The organism is Streptomyces nidicola (assembly GCF_050106155.1).
GTDB lineage: Bacteria > Actinomycetota > Actinomycetes > Streptomycetales > Streptomycetaceae > Streptomyces.
The window spans coordinates 1,257,684-1,278,930 of the sequence record NZ_JBNBPI010000001.1 but is presented as its reverse complement, the minus strand read 5'-3'; the positions used below and the strand labels follow the sequence as shown (position 1 = coordinate 1,278,930).

Below are 21,247 nucleotides of genomic sequence, written 5' to 3'. Positions count from 1 at the left end.
AAGGAACGGTCATGCCCGCAGGAGCGAACCGGAAGAGGGAACGGCAGTACGAACACGTCAAGGAGAGCGCGAAGCAGCGCGGGGAGTCGAACAAGCGGGCCGAGGAGATCGCCGCGCGCACCGTGAACAAGGAGCGGGCCCGCAGCGGCGAGTCCCGTACGGCCAGCCGCACCTCCACCAAGGACTCCAAGTCGGCGTCCGAGCGGGGCGGCGAACGTTCCCACCAGGGAGCGCAGGGCCGCACCAAGGACCAGCTGTACGCCGAGGCGCAGCGCAAGAACATCAAGGGCCGTTCCTCGATGAACAAGTCGGAACTGGCCAAGGCCGTGGGCCGCTGAACAGCCCCTGCACGTAACGCACTTCGGGAGGCACGTCGGCATGCGTGCTCTGACATGGCAAGGAAAGCGCGACGTACGGATCGAGGAGGTCCCCGACCCCCGCATCGAGAAACCCGACGACATCGTCGTCCGCGTGACGTCGACCGGTATCTGCGGATCGGACCTGCACCTCTACGAGGTCTTCGGCCCCTACCTCGACCCGGGGGACATCCTGGGGCACGAGACGATGGGTGTGGTCGCGGAAACCGGCCCCGAGGTGACGGGAGTGTCCGTCGGGGACCGGGTGGTGATTCCGTTCAACGTCTCCTGCAACACCTGCTGGATGTGCAGCCGAGGGCTGCACTCCCAGTGCGAGACGACGCAGGTGACGTCCATGGGCAGCGGAGCCGCTCTGTTCGGCTACACGAAGCTGTACGGGCAGGTGCCCGGCGGCCAGGCCGAGTTCCTGCGGGTTCCCTTCGGCAACACGCTGCCCATCAAGGTTCCGGACGGGCCTCCGGACGACCGGTTCGTCTACCTGTCCGACGTCCTGCCCACCGCCTGGCAGGCAGTGGAGTACGCCGACATTCCGCCCGGCGGCAGCGTCACCGTCCTGGGCCTCGGACCCATCGGGGACATGGCGACCCGGATCGCCCGGCTGCGTGGCGCGGAACAGGTCATCGGGGTCGACCTCGTCGACACCCGGCTCGAACGGGCCCGCAGGAACGGTGTCACCACCCTCGACCTGCGCGAACACGACAAGGATCTGGGAGACGCCGTACGCGACCTCACCCAGGGCCGCGGGTCGGACGCGGTCATCGACGCGGTCGGCCTGGAGGCACACGGCGCGCCGGTGGCCCAGGCGGCGCAGTGGGCCACAGGCCTCCTGCCCGACAAGCTGGCCCGCCCCCTCATGGAGAACGCCGGCATCGACCGTCTCGGCGCCCTGCTCCCGGGGATCGACGCCGTGCGCCGCGGCGGCACGCTGTCCATCAGCGGTGTCTACGGCGGCGCCGCCAGCCCGCTGCCCCTGCTCACGATGTTCGACAAGCAGCTGCAGGTGCGGATGGGGCAGGCGAACGTGTGGCGCTGGATCGACGACATCCGCCCGCACCTGACCGACGACGACCCCCTGGGCGTCGACGGCTTCGCCACGCACCACCTCCCCCTGAACGAGGCCCCGTCGGCGTACGCGACGTTCCAGGCCAAGGAGGACGGGATGGTGAAGACGCTGCTGAAGCCGTGAGCACGCGCCTCGGCGCCGAGGCGTCCGTCATGTCATCAACGCGCTCATCCCCAGAAGGGCAACGCAATGACCGACCGCGCTCGCCACCCTGCCCGGCTCAAGGGGCCGGGGGCCCTGGTCACCGGCGGCTCCCGGGGGCTCGGGCTGTTCATCGCACGGCACCTGGCCGAGCGTGGCTGCACCGTGACCATCGCCGCCCGGGACGAGGCCGAACTGGAGCGTGCGGCAAGCCAGTTGCGTGAAGAGACCGGCGCGACCGTGCACGTGTCGGTGTGCGACGTACGCGACCGGGCCGCCGTCCGCGAGCTGATGCGCGTCACCCATGAACGCGACGGTCTGGACATCGTGATCGCCAACGCCGGGGTCATCCAGGTCGCGCCGGTGGAGGCGGTCGGTCCCGAGGAGTTCACCGACGCGATGGAGACGATGTTCTACGGGGCGCTGCACACGTCGTTGGAAGCGCTGCCCCATCTGCGCGAGACCCGTGGACGCCTCGGTCTGATCGGCTCGGTCGGCGGCCTGCTCGGCGTACCGCACCTGCTGCCGTATTCGTGCGCCAAGGCCGCGGTCGGCGCTCTCGCCGAGGGGCTGCACGCGGAGGCGGCGGCCTCCGGCGTGAGCGTCACCGCCGTACACCCCGGACTCATGCGAACCGGCTCCCACCGGCAGGCGGAGTTCGGCGGCGACACGAGTGCCGAGTTCGGCTGGTTCAGCGCCGCGGCGGGCGCTCCGCTGCTGTCCATGGACGCGGACCGGGCGGCCCGCCGGATCGTGGACGCGGTGATCCAACGCCGCGCCCGCCTGGTGCTCACCGCACCGGCCAAGGCGGCACAACTCGCGCACGGCGTGGCCCCCGCCCTGACGACCCGTCTGACGGGGCTCACCGCACGGCTGTTGCCATCAGCGGACGGCCGAGGCCCGTTGCGCCAGGGGCATGAGGCAGGGCTGCCACGCCACCGGATCGCCCGCAAGATCCGCGCCTGGGGCAGCACCCTGAACGACCGCGCCACCCGCGCCGCCAACCAGCAGGACCCGGGGCCTCGCACGAGTTCGTGACCTTGCCCCGGCCCGCGTGGTGTCGGGGTGGGTGGGTCACGTGTGGTGGGGGGTGAAGAGCATGACCCAGTGGTCGTTCTCGGGGTCGTGGAGCATTTCGCTGTCGAAGGTGAGCGGTCCCTTGGCCGGATGGTTGACGTGTTTCATCGCGGAACTCCAGGTCCCGATCTCCCCCTTCTGCCAGTGGCGGTCGAACTCGGGGTTGTTTGCCGAGAGTTCGCGGAACAGGGAGCGGAGGTACTCGTCCTCCGGGTAGTGGCTGAGTGCTTTGCGGAGTTCGGCGGTGGCCACCCGGGCCAGTTGTTCGGCCCCTTCGTTCCCGAGTGCTTTGTCGAGTCCTGTCGAGGTGAAGGCCTGGTAGGCGATGTTGCGGCCGTAGGGTCCGTCGTCGAAGAGGGGCCCGAACAGGTCGGCGGCGGTGTTGAAGGCGAGCATGTCGAGCCGGCCGTCGTGGATGGTGACCGGCATGACGTCGTTCAGGCCGTCGAGCAGCTGCCGGAGGCCGGGGCGGATCTCGGTGGCGGGTGCCCGCGACGGCGGCGGTCGCTCGCCGGCGAGGCGAAAGAGGTGGTCCCGTTCGGCGTTCGAGAGCCGGAACGCTCGGGCCAGTGCGGTGAGGATCTCCCGTGACGGGCGGCCGGCGCGGCCCTGTTCGAGGCGGGTGTAGTACTCGACCGAGATGCCCGCGACGTCGGCGAGTTCCTGACGCCGCAGACCCGGGACACGCCGGTGGGACAGAGGGGAGGCTCCGGGCCGGTCCCGGGGCGCCATCTGGGAGCGGTGGTGACGCAGGTACCCGCCCAGGCCCGACCGCTCATCTCCCCGCATGGATCCATTGTCCCTCCCCGTGGGGCGAGTTCCAGCTCGGAGTGTGGCCCTGTCGGTACCAGGCTCGAGGCGATCTCCCCGACCGTCGGAGGCTGCGCCAGGGTCGGTGGTGACGCAGGACGCGGACGTCGACGCGCGGCGACGCCACCACCGACACCCACCCGGCTCCAGCCCAGGAGACTCCCATGACCACAGCCAGCCGATCCCTGATCATGACCGGCGCCACCCGAGGGATCGGGCTGGAGGCCGCGCGGGACGTCCTCACACGCCGCCCCGACACGCACCTGGTCGTCCTCGGACGGGCCTCCTCCGCCGCCGAGACACTGCCGGGCCTGCGGGAGATCTCCCCACACGTCTCACACGTCGACATCGACCTGGCGAGCAAGGCCGACGTCGCCGCCGCGGGCGCGCGCCTGGAGGACCTCCTCGACTCCGGCGCCCTGCCTCCGCTGTGGGGTCTTGTCCTCAACGCGGGCGTGCATCTGTCCAACGCGTTGGAGTCCACGGTCGACGGTTACGAGCGGACCTTCGCCGTGAACGTCATGTCCACCCACCAACTCCTGCGGCAACTCCACCCCCACCTGCACCCACCGGCCCGCATCGTCGTCACGGTCAGCGACGCCCACTTCGGCGACCTCCGGCACACCGGAGGAACCATGCCCTCGCCCCGGTGGGCCATCCCGGACATCTCCCGACCCGGAGCGTTCAACCGCTCCGGGAACGTCCGAGCCGGTCGCCGTGCCTACGTCACCAGCAAACTCGGCGGCATCTACCTGGTCCACGAGTGGTCCCGCCGCCTGCCCGAAGGCGTCGACATCATCGCCTACAACCCGAGCCTCGTCATCGGAACCGGACTCGCCCGAGAAGCCGGCGGCGCGTTCCCCTTCCTGATGCGGAGAGTCGTCCCGGTACTGGCGGCCACACCGCTGGTGGACACCCCCGCCGCCGCGGGCCGGAAGCTCGCCGACGCCATCCTCGGCGCCACCTCCGCCCCGACCGGCGCCTACATCCACCGAACCAAAGCCATGCCGTCCTCCGCGGAGTCCTACGACTCCGACCGCGAACACGCCCTGTGGAACTGGCTGGAACAACTCCCACGGGAGCAGGCCCCACGAACGACCAACTGACAAACCTCTCTGAGCGGCAGAGGGGAGCGGGCCGGTACGGGGGTGCCCTTCCGTACCGGCCCGGGCGGGCTCGGTCCTCACCTCACAGCATCAGCAATGTGCGGTGCGCCGCCGGGCCCGTCGTCCTGAGGGGGAGGACCGCGAGGCGTATCAGGACCAGGGCGTTGTCGTCGCCCGCGACGCGGTTGGTGGAGAGTTCGCCGCACGAGAGGCACTCGTGGACGATCAGCCACTCGCCGTCCGGGCGGCAGGACACCGTCAGGGCGTCCATCCGGCCCCGGCAGTCCGACGCGCGGTCGCCGGGGATCCGGGCGTCCACGTGCAGGCTGGTCAGGCAGTTCGGGCAATGGTTGCGGTGGCCGCTGCCCGGCGCGTCCAGGGAGACCTCCAGGCGGCAGCCCGCGCAGCGGAAGTCGCGGGTGCGGTGGCCGTCGCTCCGGCGGCGCCGCCGGTCGGCGGGTCCTTCGGACGACGTTCGGTTACGGCGTGGCATGCCGGTCCTCCCCGCTCACAGTGTTCCGAACGTTTCGAGGGGGAAGGGCGGTTGGGCCAGTGGCCGTACCGCCATCCGCATCAGGACCAGCTGGTTGTCGTCGGGGCTCACCGGGTTCGAGGTGAGCTCGTCGCACCGCACGCAGCGGTGGACGATCATCCAGTCGCCGGTCCGCAGGACGGCGATGGCGATCGGTGACATCCGGCCGTGGCACTCGGTGCGGCCGCCCTGAACGTGGTCCAGGACATGGCGCGAGTGCAGACACGAAGGGCAGTGGTTACGGCTACGGCCGTCCGGATCGGCGGTGGTCACGGTGAGACCGCACCAGGCGCAGACGAACGTACTGATCTTGAGGGTTGGACTGGGGTTGGGGCTGGGGGTGTGCTCGGACACCTGTGCTCCTTGCTGGGGAGTTGGTCATCGACAGCAAGAGCAGGCCGAGCGGCCTCGACGGCTGGATCGGTCGGTTATCCGCGGCGTGTACGTGCGGTACGGGCAGTACGTGTACGTGCCGTACGTGTACGCGGTACGTCGCCGTGAGGCGCGCTCGGCGCGGGCCGGGTCATCAAGACACCCTCTCGTGGGCGCGGGGCCCGGTGGTTCGGCCGCACGGGCAGGGGTGCCCGCGCGGAAGTCGGCAGCGGGGCAAGGGTAGGCAGGCCGGCGGAGCGTATGCGAGTGAATATTTCCGCGCGCCAGGAGCCGCGGCGGCCACCGTCGTCCGTGGCCCCCGCGGCTCCTGGCGCTCGGCCGGGCTATGCGGCGTATCCGCCGTCGATCCTCAGCACAGCGCCGGTGACGTAGGAGGCTTGCGGGCTGGCGAGGAAGACGACGCCTGCGGCGATCTCCTCCGGCCTGCCGTACCGCCCCATCGCCGTGGTCGGAAGGAACGTGGGTGCGGCCGGGCTGTCCGCGGGGTTTCCTTCGGTGTCGACGAATCCGGGCTGGACGACGTTGACCGTGATGCCCCGGTGCGCCAGATCGCGGGCCGCGCCCCGACTGAAGCCTTCGAGGGCCGACTTCGTGCCCGTGTAGTACGCCATCCCCTGGAAACCCGCCCGAGCGGCCACGCCCGAGCTGATGTTGACGATCCGTCCGCCGTCGGGCAGCAATGGCACCGCGGCCTCGATCCCGGCCACCACGCTGGAGTAGTTGACGGCCAACTGCCGCTCGATGGCGGCCTGGTCGATGACCTCGCTGTCGACGAGCCCGCCACCGCCCGCGGCCGCGTTGTTGACCAGAATGTCGAGCTTGCCGAACTGTTCGACCACGCTCCGGATCAGGCCCGTCGCCTGCGCCGCGTCCGCCTGGTCGGCCTGGAAGGCCGCCGCCCGCACCCCCTTCGCCTCCAGCTCTGCGACCACGGCCTTGGCCCGGTCCGCCGAGGACGAGTAGCTGATCGCGACGTCGGCTCCCTCGTCGGCCAGCGCCAGCGCCGACGCCGCCCCGATTCCCCGCGACCCGCCGGTCACGATCGCCACCTTGTTGTCCAGCTTTCCCATGTGCTTGCCACTTCCCTGGGTGCAACGTGCCACGGAGTTCTTGACTGTTCGGTCCACCATAAGAATGGTGGACCGAACAGTCAAGAACCCGTATTCTGTTCGCATGGCACGTCCGCGACAGTTCGACGAGAAGCAGGTACTGAACGCCGTCCGTGATCAGTTCTGGGACGCCGGCTACGCCGCGACGTCACTGGAAGACCTGATGCGGGCCAGTGGCCTGGGCAAAGGCAGCCTGTATGCGGCGTTCGGCGACAAGCGCCAGCTCTTCCTCCGGGTGCTGCGCAGCTACACCGACGACGGCCACGACCAGCTTCGACAGGCTCTTGCCGAGACTTCACGGGCCGTGGACGCACTACGCATGCTCCTCGAGGCACCGACCGACGCCCCGACCGGCGCCGCCGGCGCGCGGCGTGGCTGCCTGATGGCCAACAGCACCTGCGAACTCGGCAACGCCGACCCGGAAGTCCTCGACCACGTCCACCGCGCCTACGAGAAGTCCACCGCGCTGATCGCTGACTGCGTCGTGCGCGCCCAACACGAGGGCGACGTACCGGCCGAAGCGGACCCGATCGCACTGGCGCGGGCCATCCTGGCCGCGCAACAAGGCATCGTGTTCATGAGCCGAACCGGGCTGGACACGGCCACCCTCACGGCCACGGCTCGCTCGCTCGCGACCCAACTCCTGCCGGACCACTCCGGAGCCTGAACCGCCGGGTGGTTCCACTCCGGTAGGGGACTCCACGTTCCACTCCGGTAGGGGACAACGAACTCAGCCTTGCCAAGCGACGTAGCGTCCGTGTTCATGGTGTCTCTGTTCGCGTTGTTCGGTCCGCCCGCAATCACGGTCTTCGTCTTCGCCGTGGGCGCGATTCCGTACGCGTTGTGGGTGTCCAGGAGGAAGCCCTCCCGGTCGGCCCGCTGGGCTGTGATCGGCAGCGTGGCAGCGATCGCCGCCTATGGGGCCGGGTCCGTATACGGGCTCGCCTTCACGAATCCGCTCGACGTGTGCGCGGACGAGACCGGCGCCGGTGTGTACATGGACGCGGGGCGGGACTACAGGCTGACATCAGTCGACGTGAACGGTTTCCCGCCGTCCGTCAGCTGCCACTGGAGCAGCGGCTACAGCACTGAAGCGGTGTGGTCCTGGACTTCCCTCCTGCTCTGGGCAGGGTTGGCCTGCGCCGTTGCCTGCTCCATCCGGCTCCTCGTCAACCGCCGCTCCAGGTCGAACGGTTGACCGGGTCATCCCCCCAGGTCCTCCGTCACGGGCAGGTACTCGGCGAGGAGGTCGACGACGTCGCGCCAGGCTCGCTGCGCGTGCTGCGGGTGGTAGCCGACGCCGGGGACCGTGGGGTGGTCGACCGGTGGGTGGTGGAAGGCGTGCAGGGCGCCGCCGTAGACCGTGAGGCGCCAGTCGACGCCCGCGGCCTGCATCTCAGCGGTGAACGCGTCCCGTTGCGTGGGCGGCATAATCGGGTCTTCCGAGCCGACCCCGGCCCACACCGGGCAGCGAATGCGCGCCGCCTCGCCCGGTCGGCCCGTGGTCAGTGCGTTGACCGTGCCGATCGCGCGCAGGTCGGCGCCGTCGCGCCCGAGTTCCAGCCCGATGGCGCCCCCGGTGCCGTAGCCGACGGCGGCGATCCGGTCGGGATCGGTCCGCGGTTCGGCGCGCAACACGTCGAGCGCCGCATGGCCGATGCCCCGCATCCGGTCGGGATCGGCGAGCAGAGGCATGCAACGGGCCAGCATTTCCTCGGGGTTGCTCAAGTAGCGCCCGCCGTGAAGGTCGAAGGCCAGCGCTACATAGCCCAGCTCGGCGAGAGCATCGGCCCGGTGGCGCTCGACGTCGCTGAGCCCCATGCCCTCCGGCCCGAGCAGCACCGCGGGGCGGCGGTCGGCACCGGCCGGCAGCGCGAGGTGCCCGATCATCGTCAGACCGTCGGCCGGGTACTCGACCGTACGAGTCGTCATCGTCCTCATCGTCCTCATGGGGCTGGACTGTAGTGACCGTCGAGCTCGGTCCGGCCTCTGTTCTGCCGCCGGCAGAGCGGCGGACGGACGGCTCCCGGCCGGGGTCACGCGGTGGCGTGTTGGGTGTCGGCAGGGGCCTCGGTGGCGATGCCGTGCTGTTCGTCTTCGGGGCGTCCCTGCTTGGGCAGCAGGAAGGTGATCGCGAGGAAGGCCACGAGCAGACATGCCTGGACGATCAGCGCCCGGTGGAAGCCGTTCGTGAAGTCACCGGTCTTGGTCTGGGCGAAGAACACCGAACCGAAGATCGCCACGCCGATGGATCCGCCCACTGCCTGCACGGCCGACAACACGCCGGAGGCGGAGCCGATCTCGTCGTCGTCGACCGCGGCGAGGATGAAGCTGAACAGAGCGGCGATCACCATGCCCGCTCCGATGCCTGCCACCGTGATGCCGGGGGCGATGTCCCAGATCGAGAACGAGGCGGCGGAATCGAGGCCGTCCAGTTCGAACCAGAGCAGAGCCGCGCCGGCCAGCTGGATCAGCGGGCCGATCTGCAGCACCTTGCGGCCGATCTTGTCGGCGAGGAACGCGCCGCTGACGGCTCCGCCGATCGCGGTGCCGATGGCGAGCGGCAGGTTGCCGAGTCCCGCGTCGCCGGCGGTGAAGTGCTGACCGATCTGCAGGAACAGGGTGAGTACGAGCTGCGTGCCGATCAGGCCGCCGAAGAACAGGGCGATGCCGCCGAGCCCGACGGTGAAGGCGGGCTTGCGCAGCAGGGCGGGGGTGACCAGCGGTTCCCGGCCCGCCGCGGCAGTGCGGCGCTGTTGTACGGCGAACAGGGCGAACCCGATCGCGGAGGCGGCCATGCACAGCCATGTCCACAGCGGCCAGCCGTTCTCCTGCCCCTGGTTGAGCGGCAGGACCAGGAGGGCGCAGGAGAGCACGACCAGGGCCGCGCCGGTCATGTCGACCCGCACCGTGCGGTCGCCCGGCTTCTTGGGGACGAACTTCGCGGCGATGATCAGTGCCGCGAGGCCGATGGGCAGGTTGACCAGGAACACCGACCGCCAGTCCAGGCCGAAGAAGTCGCCCTCGATGAGGAAGCCGCCGAGCACCGGGCCGATGATGCCGCCCAGGCCGAGGACGGGGCCGAAGATCGCGAAGACCTTGGTGAGTTCGGGCCCGGAGAAGTTCTCGCGCAGCAGGCCGAGGCCCTGGGGCAGGAGCATCGCCCCGGCGGTGCCCTGCAGCAGACGGAAGACGATCAGTGACGCGATGTTCGGTGCGAGTGCGCACAGCAGCGAGGCGGCGGTGAAGGCGGTCAGGCCGATCAGGAACATGCGGCGGCGCCCGTAGCGGTCGCCGAGCCGGCCGCCGAGCACGAGCCCGGCTCCCAGGGTGAGGGCGTAGCCGCCGATCACCCACTGCAGCCCGACGGAACTGGCGCCGAGGGATTCCTCCAGCGCCGGTCCGGCGACGTTGACGATCGATGCGTCAAGGAGATCCATGATCTCCGCGATGATCATCACGACCAGGATCAGCCACCGCCATCGGTGGGGTTCGGGGGTATGACCGGTGGCCTCGTCGGGAGCCTCGCCGGTGGTGGGGGACGGGCCGCGCATCATCGGTACCTCCATGGTGAAATGATTCTATCATGAAGCTAAAGTGGTGGCGGCGGGTTGTCAAAGCGGTCGCCGACGCGGGGTGCGCGACAGAAATGAGGGCGGCGGAGCCTGGGGTCACTCCCGTCACGGCTCTTACCGAAAATCCGTTACTGCGTCATGATCCACCGAAGCGCAGCGAAGAGAGATCCGAGCCATGTGCCTGTAGGAGTGACTGACTGATGACGTCTCGCCGCCAGATCCTCGGTGTCCTGGGAGCCGCCCCCGCGATCGCCGCCCTCGGCAGCACCGGTGCATACGCCGCCGCTGTGCCGAAGGGGGCACCGGCCGGTGGCGGGGGCCGCGTCCGCCCCGCCTCGATCATCCCGGTCGCGGGGGAGGACACCGCGGAGCAGATCGTCGCCAAGGCCGCGAACGTCGTACCCAGGAAAGGGCAGTTGGCGTGGCAGCGGCGGGAGATCACGGCGTTCACGCACTTCGGGATGAACACGTTCACCGACCGTGAGTGGGGGTCGGGTGCCGAGGACCCGGCGACGTTCGCGCCGACCGCTGTCGATGCCGACCAGTGGATCCGCACGTACCGGGCCATGGGCGCCGAGCTCGCGATGATCACCGCCAAGCATCACGACGGGTTCACGCTGTTCCCCAGTCGGTACACACCTCACTCGGTCCTCAAAAGTCCCGGGCAGCCGAATGTCGTCCGGACTTACGTGGATGCGGCGCGCGCCCACGGGATGCGCGTAGGGATCTATCTCTCGCCCTCCGACGGCGGTGAGTTGCCGCATGCCTGGCACGCCGAGTGGATCGATTCGCTGCGGAAGAAGCAGGCCGAGGGCGGGAAGCTGACCTCGGTGGAGCAGACCGCGCTCGACGACGGCGACCGTGCGCCCGGCGGACTCGGCCGGTTCGGCAACGGCAGTGCGGTCAAGGAACACACCATTCCCACGCTCGTGGAGGGCGACGACCGGGCGGACGCCGTGCGGTCGGGGAAGCTGCCCACGTTCACCGTGCAGGTCAATGACTACGACGCGTACTACCTGAATCTGGTCTACGAACTGTTCACCGAGTACGGGCCGTTGGACGAGTTCTGGCTGGATGGCGCCAATCCGTGGGCCGACGCCGGGATCACCCAGGAGTACCGCTTCGAGGAGTGGTTCCGGGTGATCAAGGGGCTGTCGCCGGACACCGTCGTCTTCGGCGGTCCGGCGGGTGTGCGGTGGGTCGGCAACGAGGACGGGGTCGCCCGCGAGACCGAGTGGAGCGTCGTGCCGACGACCGCAGACCCGTGGACGTACCACGGTGAATGGCTGCTGCCGCACGGCGCGAGCGTCGACGACATCGGTTCCAGGGCCCGGCTCACCGAGTCCGGCGTGACCCATCTGTCCTGGTTCCCCGCGGAGGCCGATGTCTCCAATCGGCCGGGCTGGTTCCACCACGCGGACGAGAAGCCGAAGACGGCGGCCCAGCTCTTCGACCTGTACGAGAAGAGCGTGGGGCGCAATGCGACCCTGCTGCTCAACGTACCGCCCTCGAAGGCGGGGACGATCGATGCCGCGGATGTCACCGAGTTGACGGCGTTCGGGCAACGGGTACGCAAGGTGTACGGCCGGCCGGTGGCTCCGAACGCCGACGGGACGACCACCTTCGACCGGGTCGCGGTCCGCGAGGACATCGAGCACGGGCAACGGGTGGAGAAATTCGCAGTGGAGGCCGAGGTCGGAGGGGCCTGGCGGCGGATCGCCACCGGCACCACTATCGGCCATCTGCGGATCCTGCCGCTCGACGCCCCCGTCACCGCGAGCCGCGTCCGCATCAAGGTCCTCGCGTCCCGCGCGGAGCCCCACTTGGGTCGGACGACGCTCCACCGGGCGACCGATTGACCCACGTGTGCGGGCGCCGGCCCCCGGGCCGATGCGTTTACCAACTGGCGCTGAGCCGTGGGGTGTTCCGCATGTGTGATACCGGAGTCTGATGGGGTCCGCCGACAGGGGTACGTTCAAGTACCCCTGGAGGCCGACGTGTTGGGGGAGAGTCAGGGCCTAGCTTCGACTGCATGACCCCAAGCCCCAGATCCAGCCCCAGATCCAGACACCGCAGCGCCGCTGTGGCTGCTCTGCTCACTCTCGCCCTGTCCGCGCCGCTTTTGGGCGCCGCCGCACCGGCCGTCTCCGCCGACACCGAGCGGACCGCGCCCCGAGCCCGATACAGCAGCGGGTTGGAACTGCCGCCCCTCACCGGTCCGCATCCCGTGGGCCGACGCACCCTGCATCTGGTCGACCGGAACCGCACCGATCCGTGGATGCCGGCGGCCGGCGGTCGGGAGCTGATGGTGACGGTGTCCTACCCGGCGCGCTCGGCGAGGGGCTTGCCGGCTGCGTACATGACCGACGAGGAGGCGCAACTCCTATTGGAGGCACGGGGACTTGGCGGCGTGGTGCCGCGCGAAACCGTTGCTGGCGCGCGGACCCACGCGCACGTGGGCACTCGCCCGGCATCGGGGCGTTTCCCCCTGGTGCTGCTCTCCCCGGGCTTCTCGATGCCGCGCACCACACTCACCTCGATCGCCGACGAGCTCGCGAGTCGCGGCTACGTCGTCGCCTCGGTGGACCACGCGTACGAATCCGTCGGCACGGCCTTCCCCGGGGGCCGGACGCTGACCTGTGTGGCCTGCGACCGGGTCGACACACCGGAGGAGAAGGCGGCCGTGGTGCGCGGACGGGCCAAGGACATGTCTTTCGTGATCAGTGAGTTGACCAAGGGGCGACAGGCCGGGGCGCTCGCCCGTGTGATCGACCGGACCCGGATCGGGATCGGCGGGCATTCGATCGGGGGCGCGACCGCGGCGGCGACCATGGCCACCGACCGTCGTGTGCGGGCGGGGGTCGACCTGGACGGTGACTTCTTCCTGCACCCTGCCGCGGCAGGACTCGGCGGGCGCCCGTTCATGATGCTCGGCACCGAGTCCACCCACAGTCCCGGCAACCGGGAATCCGACTGGCCCGAGGCGTGGAACCAGCTGAACGGCTGGAAACGCTGGCTCACGGTGGCCGGCGCCGAGCACTTCTCCTTCACGGATCTGCCCTACCTGGCCGTGCAGTTGGGCCTGTCGGACCCCGCCGTACCGCTGTCCGGAGAACGCGGGTGGCGCACCACCCGCGACTACGTGTCGGCCTTCTTCGACCTCCACCTGCGGAACATCTCGCAGCCGCTCCTCGACGGGCCCACGGCCACGCATCCCGAGGTCGAGTTCCAGCAGCCATGACCGGGATGGGGGGGGCACGTCGCGGAGGCGGTGGACGTACCGGCTCGCGTGTTCGATCATGGTCGTGATCTCGTGGAGAACTGCGAGCAGTTCAGCGTCGGCGGACGGAACTCGGAAGGTAGTGGGTGAGTTTTCCGGCGTGTTTAGTGGAGTGACGGGGAGAGGCTATGGCGAAGGCAGTTCGGGCGTGGTTGGGGGAGAAGTCGATCACCTGTCAGGTCTGCGACGGTGATCTCTTTCGCGAACGGGGCGTGAAACTCAACAGCACCGGCGGCGAGTTCCTCGGACTGGCGTGGGCGGACGAGACCGCGACCGGGCTGATCTGCTGGCACTGCGGGTTCGTCCACCTCTTCGTCAACCGGGACATCGAATTGCGTCGCGTCAAGGTGTGACCGGCTGAGCCTCGGCGCCTACCTCGACGAATGTCCGGAGGACTCTCGCACCACTGTGGTCGTGCGGCTGTCCGCTGGGGCGCCGTGGGCGTCGGTGGGGCGCAGCTCCGGCAGGGGGAGGCCGCTTGCGTCCACGAGGGTCGAGCGGGGTTCGTCCGGGGTGAAGGCGTGCCGCTCGCCCCACTGGCGCATGGCCACGATGACGGTGAAGAGGTCACGTCCCGTGTCCGTGAGGGCGTAGTGCCGGCGGCGACCTGAAGGGGCCGTCTCCTGGGCGAGGATGCCGCGTTCGACCAGGCGTCGAAGGCGGTCGGTGAGGATGTTGCGCGCGATTCCGGTGCGGTGCTGGAAGTCGGTGAACGCCCGCGCGCCGTCCATCGCGTCGCGAATGATCAGCAGACTCCAACGGTCTCCCACCAGGTCGAGCGTGCGCGCGACCGGACAGGTGGGGTCCGTCCAGTCCGGCGCCGTCTCATCGGTGCGCGCCGTGGTCCGTGTCATCACTCCTCCTGAAGAGTTGCGGATCAAAACCATTCTGCCGTACCGTCGAATCAGTTGCGATCTGCTACTGATTTGTGAGGGGGGGGCGAGGGCGGTGACAGGGACGATGGCTCTGACGGTCGGGCGGAGGCTGCTGCTGGCGACGGTCTGTGCGGTGGCGGTCGCGACGGTCTATGTGGCGCAGCCCGTACTGGCCCAGATCGGCCGTGACTTGGGCGTGCCGGAAGCCGCCCTGGGGTGGACCGTGACGGCGGGTCAGGTCGGCTATCTGGCCGGCCTTGCCTTCCTCGTACCACTGGGAGACATGCTCGACCGACGCAAGCTCATCGCCGGGCACCTTCTCCTCGCCGCGGTCGGCATGCTGCTGGCCGCGGTCGCCGCCCAGCTCTGGTTCCTGCTCGTCGGGCTGGCCGTCGCGGGGTTGTTCGCGGTCGTCGTGCAGACCACCGTGGCGTTCGCCGCCGACCTGTCGCCCGCGGCCGAACGCGGGCGCACGCTCGGCATCGTCACCTCCGGTGTCATCACCGGGATCCTCGGCGCCCGCGTACTAGCGGGCGGTCTCGCCGGGCTCTGGGGGTGGCGAAGTGTCTACGTGGCGCTGGCCCTGCTTCTCGTCGTGCTCGCGCTCCTCGTGCTGAAGCTGCTGCCGGCCGACCCCCGTACCGCCAACGCGACGTACGGGGGCGTACTGCTCTCGCTCGTACGGCTCTTCCGTGAGCGGCTGTTCCTCTCGCGCGGCCTGCTCGCGTTCTTCCTGTTCGCGTCCTTCGGCACGCTGTGGAGCGGCCTGGCGCTGCCGCTCGCGGCGGCGCCGTGGCATTTGAGCCCGGCCCAGATCGGCCTCTTCGGAATCGCGGGACTGGCCGGCGCTCTCGGCGCCGCCCGTGCGGGGAAGTGGGCCGACGCCGGGCGCGCCAATCTCGTCACCGGAGGCGCGCTCGTGCTGCTTGCTATGTCGTGGTGGGCATCCGGGCAGGCGTCCTGGTCGCTCTGGCTGGTCGTCGCCGGCGTGATCGCTCTGGACTTCGCGGTCCAGGCGGTGCACGTCAGCAATCAGCACCTGCTCACCGCCGCGTACGCCCACCGGACGAGCAGTGTCATCGGCGGCTACATGCTCTTCTACTCCCTCGGCTCCGCGCTCGGCGCGACGGCCACCACTGCGGTGTACTCCGCCGCGGGGTGGGCGGGTTCCGCGATTCTCGGAGCGGCATTCGCCGTGTGCGGGCTGCTTGTCTGGGCGGTCAACCGGGCCGCCGATCAGCGTGCGACCGTTCGGCGGCGGCAGGACGTTCCTGTGTGACCGCGATCGGCCATCATGTGGCAGGGAGGGCTCGTATGGGGCAGTTGCCGGCCGCTGGGACTGTCGAGGTTCTCGTGGAGAACGGCACGCTCGGCCTGGTCGAACGATCGCGAGAGAGCGACATCCACTACCCGCATGCGCCGGCAGGGAGCTGGCTGCGCCCGGCCGAAGGGATGGTTCACGCGCACTGTCCCTCGAACGTGATCGACGCCCGGGTGCGCGTGGAACTGTGGACGGGAGCCCCGACCGGCAGCGGAGCCCCGACCGGAAACGGGGCGTGGTCGCACCGCGAGGAAGCCGAAGTGTTCTTACCCGCAGGGGAGTTGTGCGTCTACACGCTGGGCGAGACGTTCCCCACGGAGATCGGGACGGCCGCTCCAGGGTGGTACCGGGTGCGGATGTCGTGGGCGTTCAACCCGGAGACGGGACCGTTCTACGCCCCGTTCAGCGGGCAGGGCGGCGCCCTGGAGTACGCAGCGGCCGGTCATGAAGCCGGCCTGGAAGGCGTGGATCAGTACTGTCTGGCGCAGGTCTGGAATCTTTTTCGGTGAGTGCGGCAACCTGCCGCGGGTTCGCGCGTCGTGTGGGGGTGAAGGGTGCCGTCCGGCATTCTCGCCCCGACCGTGGAGTACGACCGTGAACCACTTTGTTCCTGTGCGCAGTGCCGTCGTGGCCACCGGCCTGTTGGCCGCCCTGGCCGCGATTCCCGCCGCCCACGCCACGCCGGTGCAGTCGTCGGCCAGTCCCTCGGCCGCCACCACGGCGACGCCGAGCGCGGTGCCCGCCGCGCCCGGCACCAGCGTCCCGAAGCCGGCCTCGAGCACCCCGCCCTCGGCCGAGCCCACCGCCCCCAACGGCAAGGGCGGCGCGGCTTCTTCAGCGGTGCCGAGTGCCGCCCCCACCGAGCCGGGCACGCCCGCTCCCGCCCCCACCAAGCCCGGCACACCCGCCCCCGCCGAGGACGAGCTCGCACATACTGGGTCCTCGAACACGACCAACACCGTCCTGGGCGCCGGGGCCGTCGCACTCGTCGCCGGTGGCGCGGGGACCCTCTTCGCCGTACGCCGCCGCGCCCACCGCTGACCCAGCACACCCGAGGAACCCCGTGCACACCGCCGCAGCCCACGAACTCGCCCCGCCACCACGGCCGTTCACCCTCCCGTGCGGTCGCGTCCGCCCAGGTTGGCGGGGTGTGCTGCGTGGGCTGCTGCGACGCGACCGGTCCGCTCTCGAAGGTGCGCCCGGTATCGACGTGGCACCCGGCCCGGCCACCGACGCACCGGGCCGGCCCACACTCCCGTACGCGCATCCGCACGGCGGCACACCCTCGACCCTCGACCGGCCGCCCACGATCGGCGAGCTGTACCACGCGCACAGGCTGCGCATGGTGCGCCTCGCGGTGCTGCTCGTGGACGACCTGGCCACCGCCGAGGATGTCGTGCAGGACGCGTTCACCGCCCTCTACCGCCGCCACGGCGAACACATCACGCAGGTGGACAACGCCCTCGGCTACCTGCGCACCGCGGTCGTCAACACCGCACGGTCCGTGCTGCGTCGCCGCCGCACGGCCAGGGCGTGGACCCCGCCCCCGGCCGGCGAAGCCCCCTCCGCGGAGGACTCCGTCGTCCTCGACGAGGCACACCGAGAAGTCCTCGCCGCCCTGTCCCGCCTCACACCGCGCCGCCGAGAAGTCCTCGTGCTGCGCTACTGGGCCGACCTCAGCGAGGCCGAGATAGCCACCACCCTCGGCATCAGCAAGGGCGCGGTGAAGTCGAACGCCAGCCGCGCCCTGGACGCACTGGAAAAGATCCTGGAGGGCCGGATATGACTCCCCGCACACCACCTGTCCGTCCGGCCGACGATGCCGAACGCCCGGTGGAGCGACGGCTGCGCGAGGCGCTGGCCGTGCGCGCCGACAGCGTCACCGTACGAGCGCTGCGCCCGGCCCTGCCACCCGGACCGCAGCTGCGCCGACTGCCTCGACTCCGCGACCTCGGCCGGCGCTACGCCCTTCCGGTCGCCGGGCTCGCCACTGCCGCGGCCATTGCCGTCGGCTACGTCACCCTGGCCCCGGAATCGGACCCGCACCGCACCCCCGTGCCGCCCGCCGTGCCACCGTCCCCGACCGCCCCCGACCACCGCTCGACGCCCAGCCCTTCGCAGCCTGCGCCGTCCACAACGGCGGTCCCCACCCCGGCGACGCCGTCGACTTCGGTCCCGTCCGCCTCGTCCCCGCCGACCACGTCCCCGTCCTCCGAGTACCCGTCCTCCGACTCCCCGACCGCGACGGACGGCGAACGCCCCACGGCCGGCGCGAGCCCACCCGGGTGAGCCGGGGCGGGCCGCGACGTCAGCGGCCCGCCCCGGCACGACCCGACCCTCACGCCTTGGGGTTCTTGTGCCAGTTCCCCTTCTTGCAGGTGTCACCCGAACCCCAGACGTCGTTCTTGCAGACGACGACGCGGGCCTTCTTGACGTTGAACCCGTCCGAGAAGCGCGGGAACGTCGTGGTCTTGCCGCGTCCGACGCAGTCGCTGTTGTCGTTCCAGGCCCGGCTCTCGCCGGTGATGACGGCGCCGTCGGCCCCCTTGAACTGCATGAAGGCGAAGGAGTCGTAATCGTCGCGGCAGCGCTGGTCGTTGACGTACACCTTGACCTTGCCGGTCGAGCCGGGGCCGGCCCACTTCCAGGTGGCGTGCGCGTAGGCGTAGCTGGCGTTGGCCTTCGAGTCGCCGTGCACCCCGCGGGCCGAAACGTCGCCCGCGCCGCCCGGCTGCGCGACGGCAGCGCCGAGACCGCTCCCGGTCAGCATCAGCACGGCCGCCCCGAGCCCGACGAGGTTCTTCTTGGTTGTGCGCATGGTGTTCCACTCTCCGTTCTGCGCCGCGCTGTTGGAGTGGCGGCGCCCCCGTTGGAGAGAACGGTGCCGGGTGGGCTCCGGGGCGTGACAGGTGTTTCGGCCGGGTCCGAAACAAGCGGGATGGTGGCGGTGCGCGAGCGGATCCCGTGGTCAAGGACCGCTCAGTAGGCGCGTGTTGGAGATCTGCATCCCCGGAGCGTAGCCCGCGCAACCGCCGCGTCAGCGGGCGTCATGCGTGACGCGGGTGTGCTGTACGTGGTGGTGGCGAGGCCGCGGGTGAACGCAGCGCGTCGCGCAGGAGCGCGATGGTCGCAGGTATCTCGGTGTCGTTGATGTTGCCGTAGCCGAGGACGAGCGCGGGTTCTGTCGGCCGGGGCGTGCGGTAGTCGTCGAGGTCCGCCAGGCGCAGGCCCGCGGCGGCCGCCGCCCGGACCGTCCCGCGGGGATCGGCGCCGTCCGGCAGGTGGAGCAGGACGTGCAGCCCGGCGGCGGTGCCGGAGACCCGGCCCTCCGGCACCTCGACACCGAGTGTGCGGACCAGCAGGTTGCGGCGCGTGCGGAACCGCCGCCGTGCCGCGCGCAGATGGGCGTCGTACCACCCGCGCTCGATGAAGGTCGCGAGCGCGAGTTGGTCGAGCACCGGTGGCGCGGCGGCGACGGGGTTCGCCGCCCGGAGCGCCGGGGCCATCGAGGCGGGGGAGACCAGCCAGCCAAGGCCCAGGGCCGGTGACAGTGTCTTGCTGACCGAGCCGAGGAGGAAGACCCGGCCCGGGGCCATGCCCTGCATGACGGCGACCGGGTGGCGGTCGTAGCGGAACTCGGCGTCGTAGTCGTCCTCGATCACGAAGCCGTCGATCTCGCGGGCCCAGTGCACCAGATTCGCCCGGCGCTCCGGGGACAGCACCGTGCCGGTGGGGAATTGGTGTGCCGCGCCGACGATGACGGCCCGGGCCGGTGTGCGCGCGAGGTCCTCGACGTCGAGGCCGTCGTGGTCCACGGGTACCGGGTGCACGCGGAGTCCTGCGCTGGTCGCGGCGTCCTGCAGCCGCCTCCATCCCGGGTGTTCCACCGCTACGTCGGCGATCCCCTCGGCGCGCAGTGCCCGACATGTGCGCAGCAGGCCGTCGGTGACGCCCGCGCACACGGTCACGGACCCGGGGTGCGCGTCCGCGCCGCGCGAGCGTCGCAGGTACTGCGCGACGGTGGTGCGCAGCACGGTGTGTCCGTCGGGGTCGGGCAGGCCGAGGTCGTAGTGGACGGCCGAGCCGATGACCGCCCGGACGGCGTCCGCCCACCGGCGGCGGGGAAAGGCCCGCAGGTCGGGCAGTCCGGGCGCGAGGTCGTACCGGACGGGCGGCGGGGCCGGTGAGCGCCGACCGTGCGGGCGCGGTGGTGTCGGTCCCGATGCCTCCGGCGTCCACGAGACGCGCGTGGCGGAACCCACCCGGGCGGAGAGGTACCCCTCCGCGATGAGCTGCCCGTAAGCCTCCGTCACCACCCAACGGGAGAAGCCGAGTTCCTCGGCGAGCGCTCGGCTCGGCGGCACGGCGGCGCCCTCCGCCAGCCGGCCGTCCCGGATCGCGGTGCGCAGCGCGTGTGCCAGACGGTCATGCAGACGGCTCCGCCGCCCGCCCTCCGGAGAACCGACATCCAGCAGCGTCGCCCACGCGAAATTGGTCCGGGAATCAGCCACGACATTGGAGCGTACCGCCGAACCGAACGCGCCTAGCGTGAAGCACATGACGGAGAAACTGGCCCTTGGGGCCATGCTGTTCGGCACGGCTCAGGACGAGCGCCGATCGTTCGAGATACTGGACCGCTTCGTGGACGCCGGAGGCGTCTGGATCGACACCGCCAACTGCTATGCGTTCTGGGCCGATCCGTCCGGCTTCGGCGGGAAGAGCGAGGAGATGATCGGGCGCTGGCTGGCACGCCGCCCGGGCGTCCGTGACCGCGTCAGGATCAGCACCAAGGTGGGCTGCGAGCCGACCGAGGCCGGACGCTTCCCGGAGACCGCCGAGGGACTGTCGGCCAGGGCCGTCAAGAGTGGGATCGAGGACAGCCTGCGACGACTGGGCACGGACCACGTCGAGCTGTACTGGGCCCACATGCCCGATCCGGCAACCCCGCTGGAGGAGACGGTTGCCGCCTTTGGTGACCTCGTGTCCGCGGGCACGGTCGGGCGTCTCGGCTGCTCCAACTACCCTGTGTGGCAGGTCGATCGGGCACGGCGGATCGCGCGGGACCACGGCGGCGCCGGCTTCACCGCGGTGCAGCTGCAGCGTTCGTACCTTCAGCCGCGTCCCGGGACGCGGCCCAATGTGTCGCACCGGTTCGGTGCGGTCAGCGACGAGGTGCTGTACTACCTGGAGCACCACTCCGACATGGCGCTCTGGGCGTACACACCGCTGCTGAGCGGTGGTTACACCCGCGCCGACAAGCCACTGCCGCAGGAGTACGACCACCCCGGCACCGTCCGCCGCCTCGCGGTGCTCGACGAGGTCGCCGCCGAGACCGGGACGAACCGCAACCGGGTGGTGCTGGCGTGGCTGACCGGAGGGAATCCGGCCGCCACGCCGATCGTCGGCGTCAGCTCGGTCGAGCAGTTGGACGAGGCATTCGCGGGCGTGGCACTGGAGTTGACGGCTCATCAGCGCGAACGCCTGGACTCCGCGGTGTGACCTGGAAGAAGCCGAACGCCTCCGCGTTCGGAGCGAATCTGCTGTCGTGATGAGCCGCCCCGCCCGCACCCGGATCGTTCCCGGCCGCG

General features: G+C 70.5%; 24 protein-coding genes. 15 read left to right on the top strand and 9 right to left on the bottom strand.

All coding sequences use genetic code 11. The annotated features are described in order from the left end of the window. Positions 1 to 11: 11 nt before the first annotated feature. The 3 genes from ACOKM3_RS05980 (at position 12) to ACOKM3_RS05970 (ending at position 2,619) form a co-directional block, all read left to right on the top strand. On the top strand, positions 12 to 338 hold the full coding sequence (locus ACOKM3_RS05980; protein ID WP_426897648.1) for a plasmid stabilization protein: 327 nt from the start codon (positions 12 to 14) through the stop codon (positions 336 to 338). A 40-nt stretch (positions 339 to 378) separates the two neighbouring features. Beyond that, positions 379 to 1,563, top strand: a complete 1,185-nt coding sequence (locus tag ACOKM3_RS05975) for a zinc-dependent alcohol dehydrogenase (RefSeq protein WP_426897646.1) — start codon at positions 379 to 381, stop codon at positions 1,561 to 1,563. A gap of 66 nt (positions 1,564 to 1,629) precedes the next feature. After that, the gene (locus tag ACOKM3_RS05970) at positions 1,630 to 2,619 is read left to right on the top strand and encodes an SDR family NAD(P)-dependent oxidoreductase (protein WP_426897644.1); all 990 of its coding nucleotides are present in this window, start codon (positions 1,630 to 1,632) and stop codon (positions 2,617 to 2,619) included. A gap of 36 nt (positions 2,620 to 2,655) precedes the next feature. Here ACOKM3_RS05970 and ACOKM3_RS05965 read toward each other — a convergent pair whose 3' ends face one another. Continuing rightward, a complete protein-coding gene (locus tag ACOKM3_RS05965) occupies positions 2,656 to 3,447 on the bottom strand; it encodes a helix-turn-helix transcriptional regulator (RefSeq protein ID WP_426897642.1) in 792 nt (263 codons plus the stop codon). Positions 3,448 to 3,632: 185 nt separating this feature from the next. On the opposite strand from ACOKM3_RS05965, the gene ACOKM3_RS05960 reads away from it, so the two are divergent. Then, on the top strand, positions 3,633 to 4,574 hold the full coding sequence (locus ACOKM3_RS05960; RefSeq protein WP_426897640.1) for an SDR family NAD(P)-dependent oxidoreductase: 942 nt from the start codon (positions 3,633 to 3,635) through the stop codon (positions 4,572 to 4,574). Positions 4,575 to 4,656: 82 nt separating this feature from the next. On the opposite strand, the gene ACOKM3_RS05955 is transcribed toward ACOKM3_RS05960, so the two are convergent. The 3 genes from ACOKM3_RS05955 to ACOKM3_RS05945 form a co-directional block, all read right to left on the bottom strand. Continuing rightward, positions 4,657 to 5,067, bottom strand: a complete 411-nt coding sequence (locus ACOKM3_RS05955; RefSeq protein ID WP_426897638.1) for an RNHCP domain-containing protein — start codon at positions 5,065 to 5,067, stop codon at positions 4,657 to 4,659. A 15-nt stretch (positions 5,068 to 5,082) separates the two neighbouring features. Next, positions 5,083 to 5,460, bottom strand: coding sequence for an RNHCP domain-containing protein (locus tag ACOKM3_RS05950; RefSeq protein WP_426897636.1), 378 nt, complete (start codon positions 5,458 to 5,460; stop codon positions 5,083 to 5,085). A 362-nt stretch (positions 5,461 to 5,822) separates the two neighbouring features. Then, entirely contained in the window at positions 5,823 to 6,569 is a 747-nt protein-coding gene (locus ACOKM3_RS05945) for an SDR family NAD(P)-dependent oxidoreductase (RefSeq protein ID WP_426897634.1), read from the bottom strand. A 103-nt stretch (positions 6,570 to 6,672) separates the two neighbouring features. On the opposite strand from ACOKM3_RS05945, the gene ACOKM3_RS05940 reads away from it, so the two are divergent. Then, positions 6,673 to 7,275 (top strand): TetR/AcrR family transcriptional regulator, encoded by a 603-nt coding sequence (locus ACOKM3_RS05940; RefSeq protein ID WP_426897632.1) that lies wholly within the window; start codon positions 6,673 to 6,675, stop codon positions 7,273 to 7,275. 96 nt (positions 7,276 to 7,371) lie between these two features. Continuing rightward, the gene (locus ACOKM3_RS05935) at positions 7,372 to 7,806 is read left to right on the top strand and encodes a hypothetical protein (protein WP_426897630.1); all 435 of its coding nucleotides are present in this window, start codon (positions 7,372 to 7,374) and stop codon (positions 7,804 to 7,806) included. A 5-nt stretch (positions 7,807 to 7,811) separates the two neighbouring features. Here ACOKM3_RS05935 and ACOKM3_RS05930 read toward each other — a convergent pair whose 3' ends face one another. Both ACOKM3_RS05930 and ACOKM3_RS05925 read right to left on the bottom strand, forming a co-directional pair. After that, the gene (locus ACOKM3_RS05930; protein ID WP_426906715.1) at positions 7,812 to 8,549 is read right to left on the bottom strand and encodes a dienelactone hydrolase family protein; all 738 of its coding nucleotides are present in this window, start codon (positions 8,547 to 8,549) and stop codon (positions 7,812 to 7,814) included. Between the two features lie 95 nt (positions 8,550 to 8,644). After that, positions 8,645 to 10,162 carry an MFS transporter gene (locus ACOKM3_RS05925; protein ID WP_426906714.1) on the bottom strand — a complete coding sequence of 506 codons (1,518 nt, stop codon included), beginning with the start codon at positions 10,160 to 10,162 and terminating at the stop codon, positions 8,645 to 8,647. 221 nt (positions 10,163 to 10,383) lie between these two features. Here ACOKM3_RS05925 and ACOKM3_RS05920 point away from each other — a divergent pair, with 221 nt between their 5' ends. The 3 genes from ACOKM3_RS05920 (at position 10,384) to ACOKM3_RS05910 (ending at position 13,816) form a co-directional block, all read left to right on the top strand. Further along, positions 10,384 to 12,042 carry an alpha-L-fucosidase gene (locus tag ACOKM3_RS05920; RefSeq protein WP_426897628.1) on the top strand — a complete coding sequence of 553 codons (1,659 nt, stop codon included), beginning with the start codon at positions 10,384 to 10,386 and terminating at the stop codon, positions 12,040 to 12,042. A gap of 173 nt (positions 12,043 to 12,215) precedes the next feature. Continuing rightward, positions 12,216 to 13,424 carry an alpha/beta hydrolase family protein gene (locus ACOKM3_RS05915; RefSeq protein ID WP_426897626.1) on the top strand — a complete coding sequence of 403 codons (1,209 nt, stop codon included), beginning with the start codon at positions 12,216 to 12,218 and terminating at the stop codon, positions 13,422 to 13,424. Positions 13,425 to 13,591: 167 nt separating this feature from the next. Further along, entirely contained in the window at positions 13,592 to 13,816 is a 225-nt protein-coding gene (locus ACOKM3_RS05910; RefSeq protein ID WP_426897624.1) for a hypothetical protein, read from the top strand. An 18-nt stretch (positions 13,817 to 13,834) separates the two neighbouring features. On the opposite strand, the gene ACOKM3_RS05905 is transcribed toward ACOKM3_RS05910, so the two are convergent. Next, positions 13,835 to 14,317 (bottom strand): winged helix-turn-helix transcriptional regulator, encoded by a 483-nt coding sequence (locus tag ACOKM3_RS05905; protein WP_426897622.1) that lies wholly within the window; start codon positions 14,315 to 14,317, stop codon positions 13,835 to 13,837. Positions 14,318 to 14,429: 112 nt separating this feature from the next. Between ACOKM3_RS05905 and ACOKM3_RS05900 the strand changes: the two genes are divergently transcribed. The 5 genes from ACOKM3_RS05900 (at position 14,430) to ACOKM3_RS05880 (ending at position 17,948) form a co-directional block, all read left to right on the top strand. Continuing rightward, the gene (locus tag ACOKM3_RS05900; protein WP_426906713.1) at positions 14,430 to 15,617 is read left to right on the top strand and encodes an MFS transporter; all 1,188 of its coding nucleotides are present in this window, start codon (positions 14,430 to 14,432) and stop codon (positions 15,615 to 15,617) included. Between the two features lie 35 nt (positions 15,618 to 15,652). Beyond that, positions 15,653 to 16,168, top strand: coding sequence for a hypothetical protein (locus ACOKM3_RS05895; RefSeq protein ID WP_426897620.1), 516 nt, complete (start codon positions 15,653 to 15,655; stop codon positions 16,166 to 16,168). A gap of 103 nt (positions 16,169 to 16,271) precedes the next feature. Then, positions 16,272 to 16,700, top strand: coding sequence for an LAETG motif-containing sortase-dependent surface protein (locus ACOKM3_RS05890; protein ID WP_426897618.1), 429 nt, complete (start codon positions 16,272 to 16,274; stop codon positions 16,698 to 16,700). A 22-nt stretch (positions 16,701 to 16,722) separates the two neighbouring features. Then, positions 16,723 to 17,445, top strand: a complete 723-nt coding sequence (locus ACOKM3_RS05885) for an RNA polymerase sigma factor (RefSeq protein WP_426897616.1) — start codon at positions 16,723 to 16,725, stop codon at positions 17,443 to 17,445. Next, entirely contained in the window at positions 17,442 to 17,948 is a 507-nt protein-coding gene (locus ACOKM3_RS05880; protein ID WP_426897614.1) for a hypothetical protein, read from the top strand. The genes ACOKM3_RS05885 and ACOKM3_RS05880 overlap by 4 nt, the downstream gene beginning before the upstream one ends. Before the next feature lie 49 nt (positions 17,949 to 17,997). Here ACOKM3_RS05880 and ACOKM3_RS05875 read toward each other — a convergent pair whose 3' ends face one another. Further along, entirely contained in the window at positions 17,998 to 18,477 is a 480-nt protein-coding gene (locus ACOKM3_RS05875) for a hypothetical protein (RefSeq protein WP_426897612.1), read from the bottom strand. 229 nt (positions 18,478 to 18,706) lie between these two features. Beyond that, the gene (pdxR, locus tag ACOKM3_RS05870; RefSeq protein ID WP_426897610.1) at positions 18,707 to 20,170 is read right to left on the bottom strand and encodes a MocR-like pyridoxine biosynthesis transcription factor PdxR; all 1,464 of its coding nucleotides are present in this window, start codon (positions 20,168 to 20,170) and stop codon (positions 18,707 to 18,709) included. Between the two features lie 46 nt (positions 20,171 to 20,216). Here pdxR and ACOKM3_RS05865 point away from each other — a divergent pair, with 46 nt between their 5' ends. Then, the gene (locus ACOKM3_RS05865) at positions 20,217 to 21,158 is read left to right on the top strand and encodes an aldo/keto reductase (RefSeq protein ID WP_426897608.1); all 942 of its coding nucleotides are present in this window, start codon (positions 20,217 to 20,219) and stop codon (positions 21,156 to 21,158) included. The last annotated feature ends 89 nt before the right edge of the window (positions 21,159 to 21,247 follow it).

Bases quoted from the DNA above. Each gene is read 5' to 3' on its own strand.
- ACOKM3_RS05980 (WP_426897648.1), top strand. From the start codon at position 12: ATGCCCGCAGGAGCGAACCGGAAGAGGGAACGGCAGTACGAACACGTC.
- ACOKM3_RS05975 (WP_426897646.1), top strand. From the start codon at position 379: ATGCGTGCTCTGACATGGCAAGGAAAGCGCGACGTACGGATCGAGGAG.
- ACOKM3_RS05970 (WP_426897644.1), top strand. From the start codon at position 1,630: ATGACCGACCGCGCTCGCCACCCTGCCCGGCTCAAGGGGCCGGGGGCC.
- ACOKM3_RS05965 (WP_426897642.1), bottom strand. From the start codon at position 3,447: ATGCGGGGAGATGAGCGGTCGGGCCTGGGCGGGTACCTGCGTCACCAC.
- ACOKM3_RS05960 (WP_426897640.1), top strand. From the start codon at position 3,633: ATGACCACAGCCAGCCGATCCCTGATCATGACCGGCGCCACCCGAGGG.
- ACOKM3_RS05955 (WP_426897638.1), bottom strand. From the start codon at position 5,067: ATGCCACGCCGTAACCGAACGTCGTCCGAAGGACCCGCCGACCGGCGG.
- ACOKM3_RS05945 (WP_426897634.1), bottom strand. From the start codon at position 6,569: ATGGGAAAGCTGGACAACAAGGTGGCGATCGTGACCGGCGGGTCGCGG.
- ACOKM3_RS05940 (WP_426897632.1), top strand. From the start codon at position 6,673: ATGGCACGTCCGCGACAGTTCGACGAGAAGCAGGTACTGAACGCCGTC.
- ACOKM3_RS05935 (WP_426897630.1), top strand. From the start codon at position 7,372: ATGGTGTCTCTGTTCGCGTTGTTCGGTCCGCCCGCAATCACGGTCTTC.
- ACOKM3_RS05930 (WP_426906715.1), bottom strand. From the start codon at position 8,549: ATGAGGACGATGACGACTCGTACGGTCGAGTACCCGGCCGACGGTCTG.
- ACOKM3_RS05925 (WP_426906714.1), bottom strand. From the start codon at position 10,162: ATGCGCGGCCCGTCCCCCACCACCGGCGAGGCTCCCGACGAGGCCACC.
- ACOKM3_RS05920 (WP_426897628.1), top strand. From the start codon at position 10,384: ATGACGTCTCGCCGCCAGATCCTCGGTGTCCTGGGAGCCGCCCCCGCG.
- ACOKM3_RS05915 (WP_426897626.1), top strand. From the start codon at position 12,216: ATGACCCCAAGCCCCAGATCCAGCCCCAGATCCAGACACCGCAGCGCC.
- ACOKM3_RS05910 (WP_426897624.1), top strand. From the start codon at position 13,592: ATGGCGAAGGCAGTTCGGGCGTGGTTGGGGGAGAAGTCGATCACCTGT.
- ACOKM3_RS05905 (WP_426897622.1), bottom strand. From the start codon at position 14,317: ATGACACGGACCACGGCGCGCACCGATGAGACGGCGCCGGACTGGACG.
- ACOKM3_RS05895 (WP_426897620.1), top strand. From the start codon at position 15,653: ATGGGGCAGTTGCCGGCCGCTGGGACTGTCGAGGTTCTCGTGGAGAAC.
- ACOKM3_RS05880 (WP_426897614.1), top strand. From the start codon at position 17,442: ATGACTCCCCGCACACCACCTGTCCGTCCGGCCGACGATGCCGAACGC.
- ACOKM3_RS05875 (WP_426897612.1), bottom strand. From the start codon at position 18,477: ATGCGCACAACCAAGAAGAACCTCGTCGGGCTCGGGGCGGCCGTGCTG.
- ACOKM3_RS05865 (WP_426897608.1), top strand. From the start codon at position 20,217: ATGACGGAGAAACTGGCCCTTGGGGCCATGCTGTTCGGCACGGCTCAG.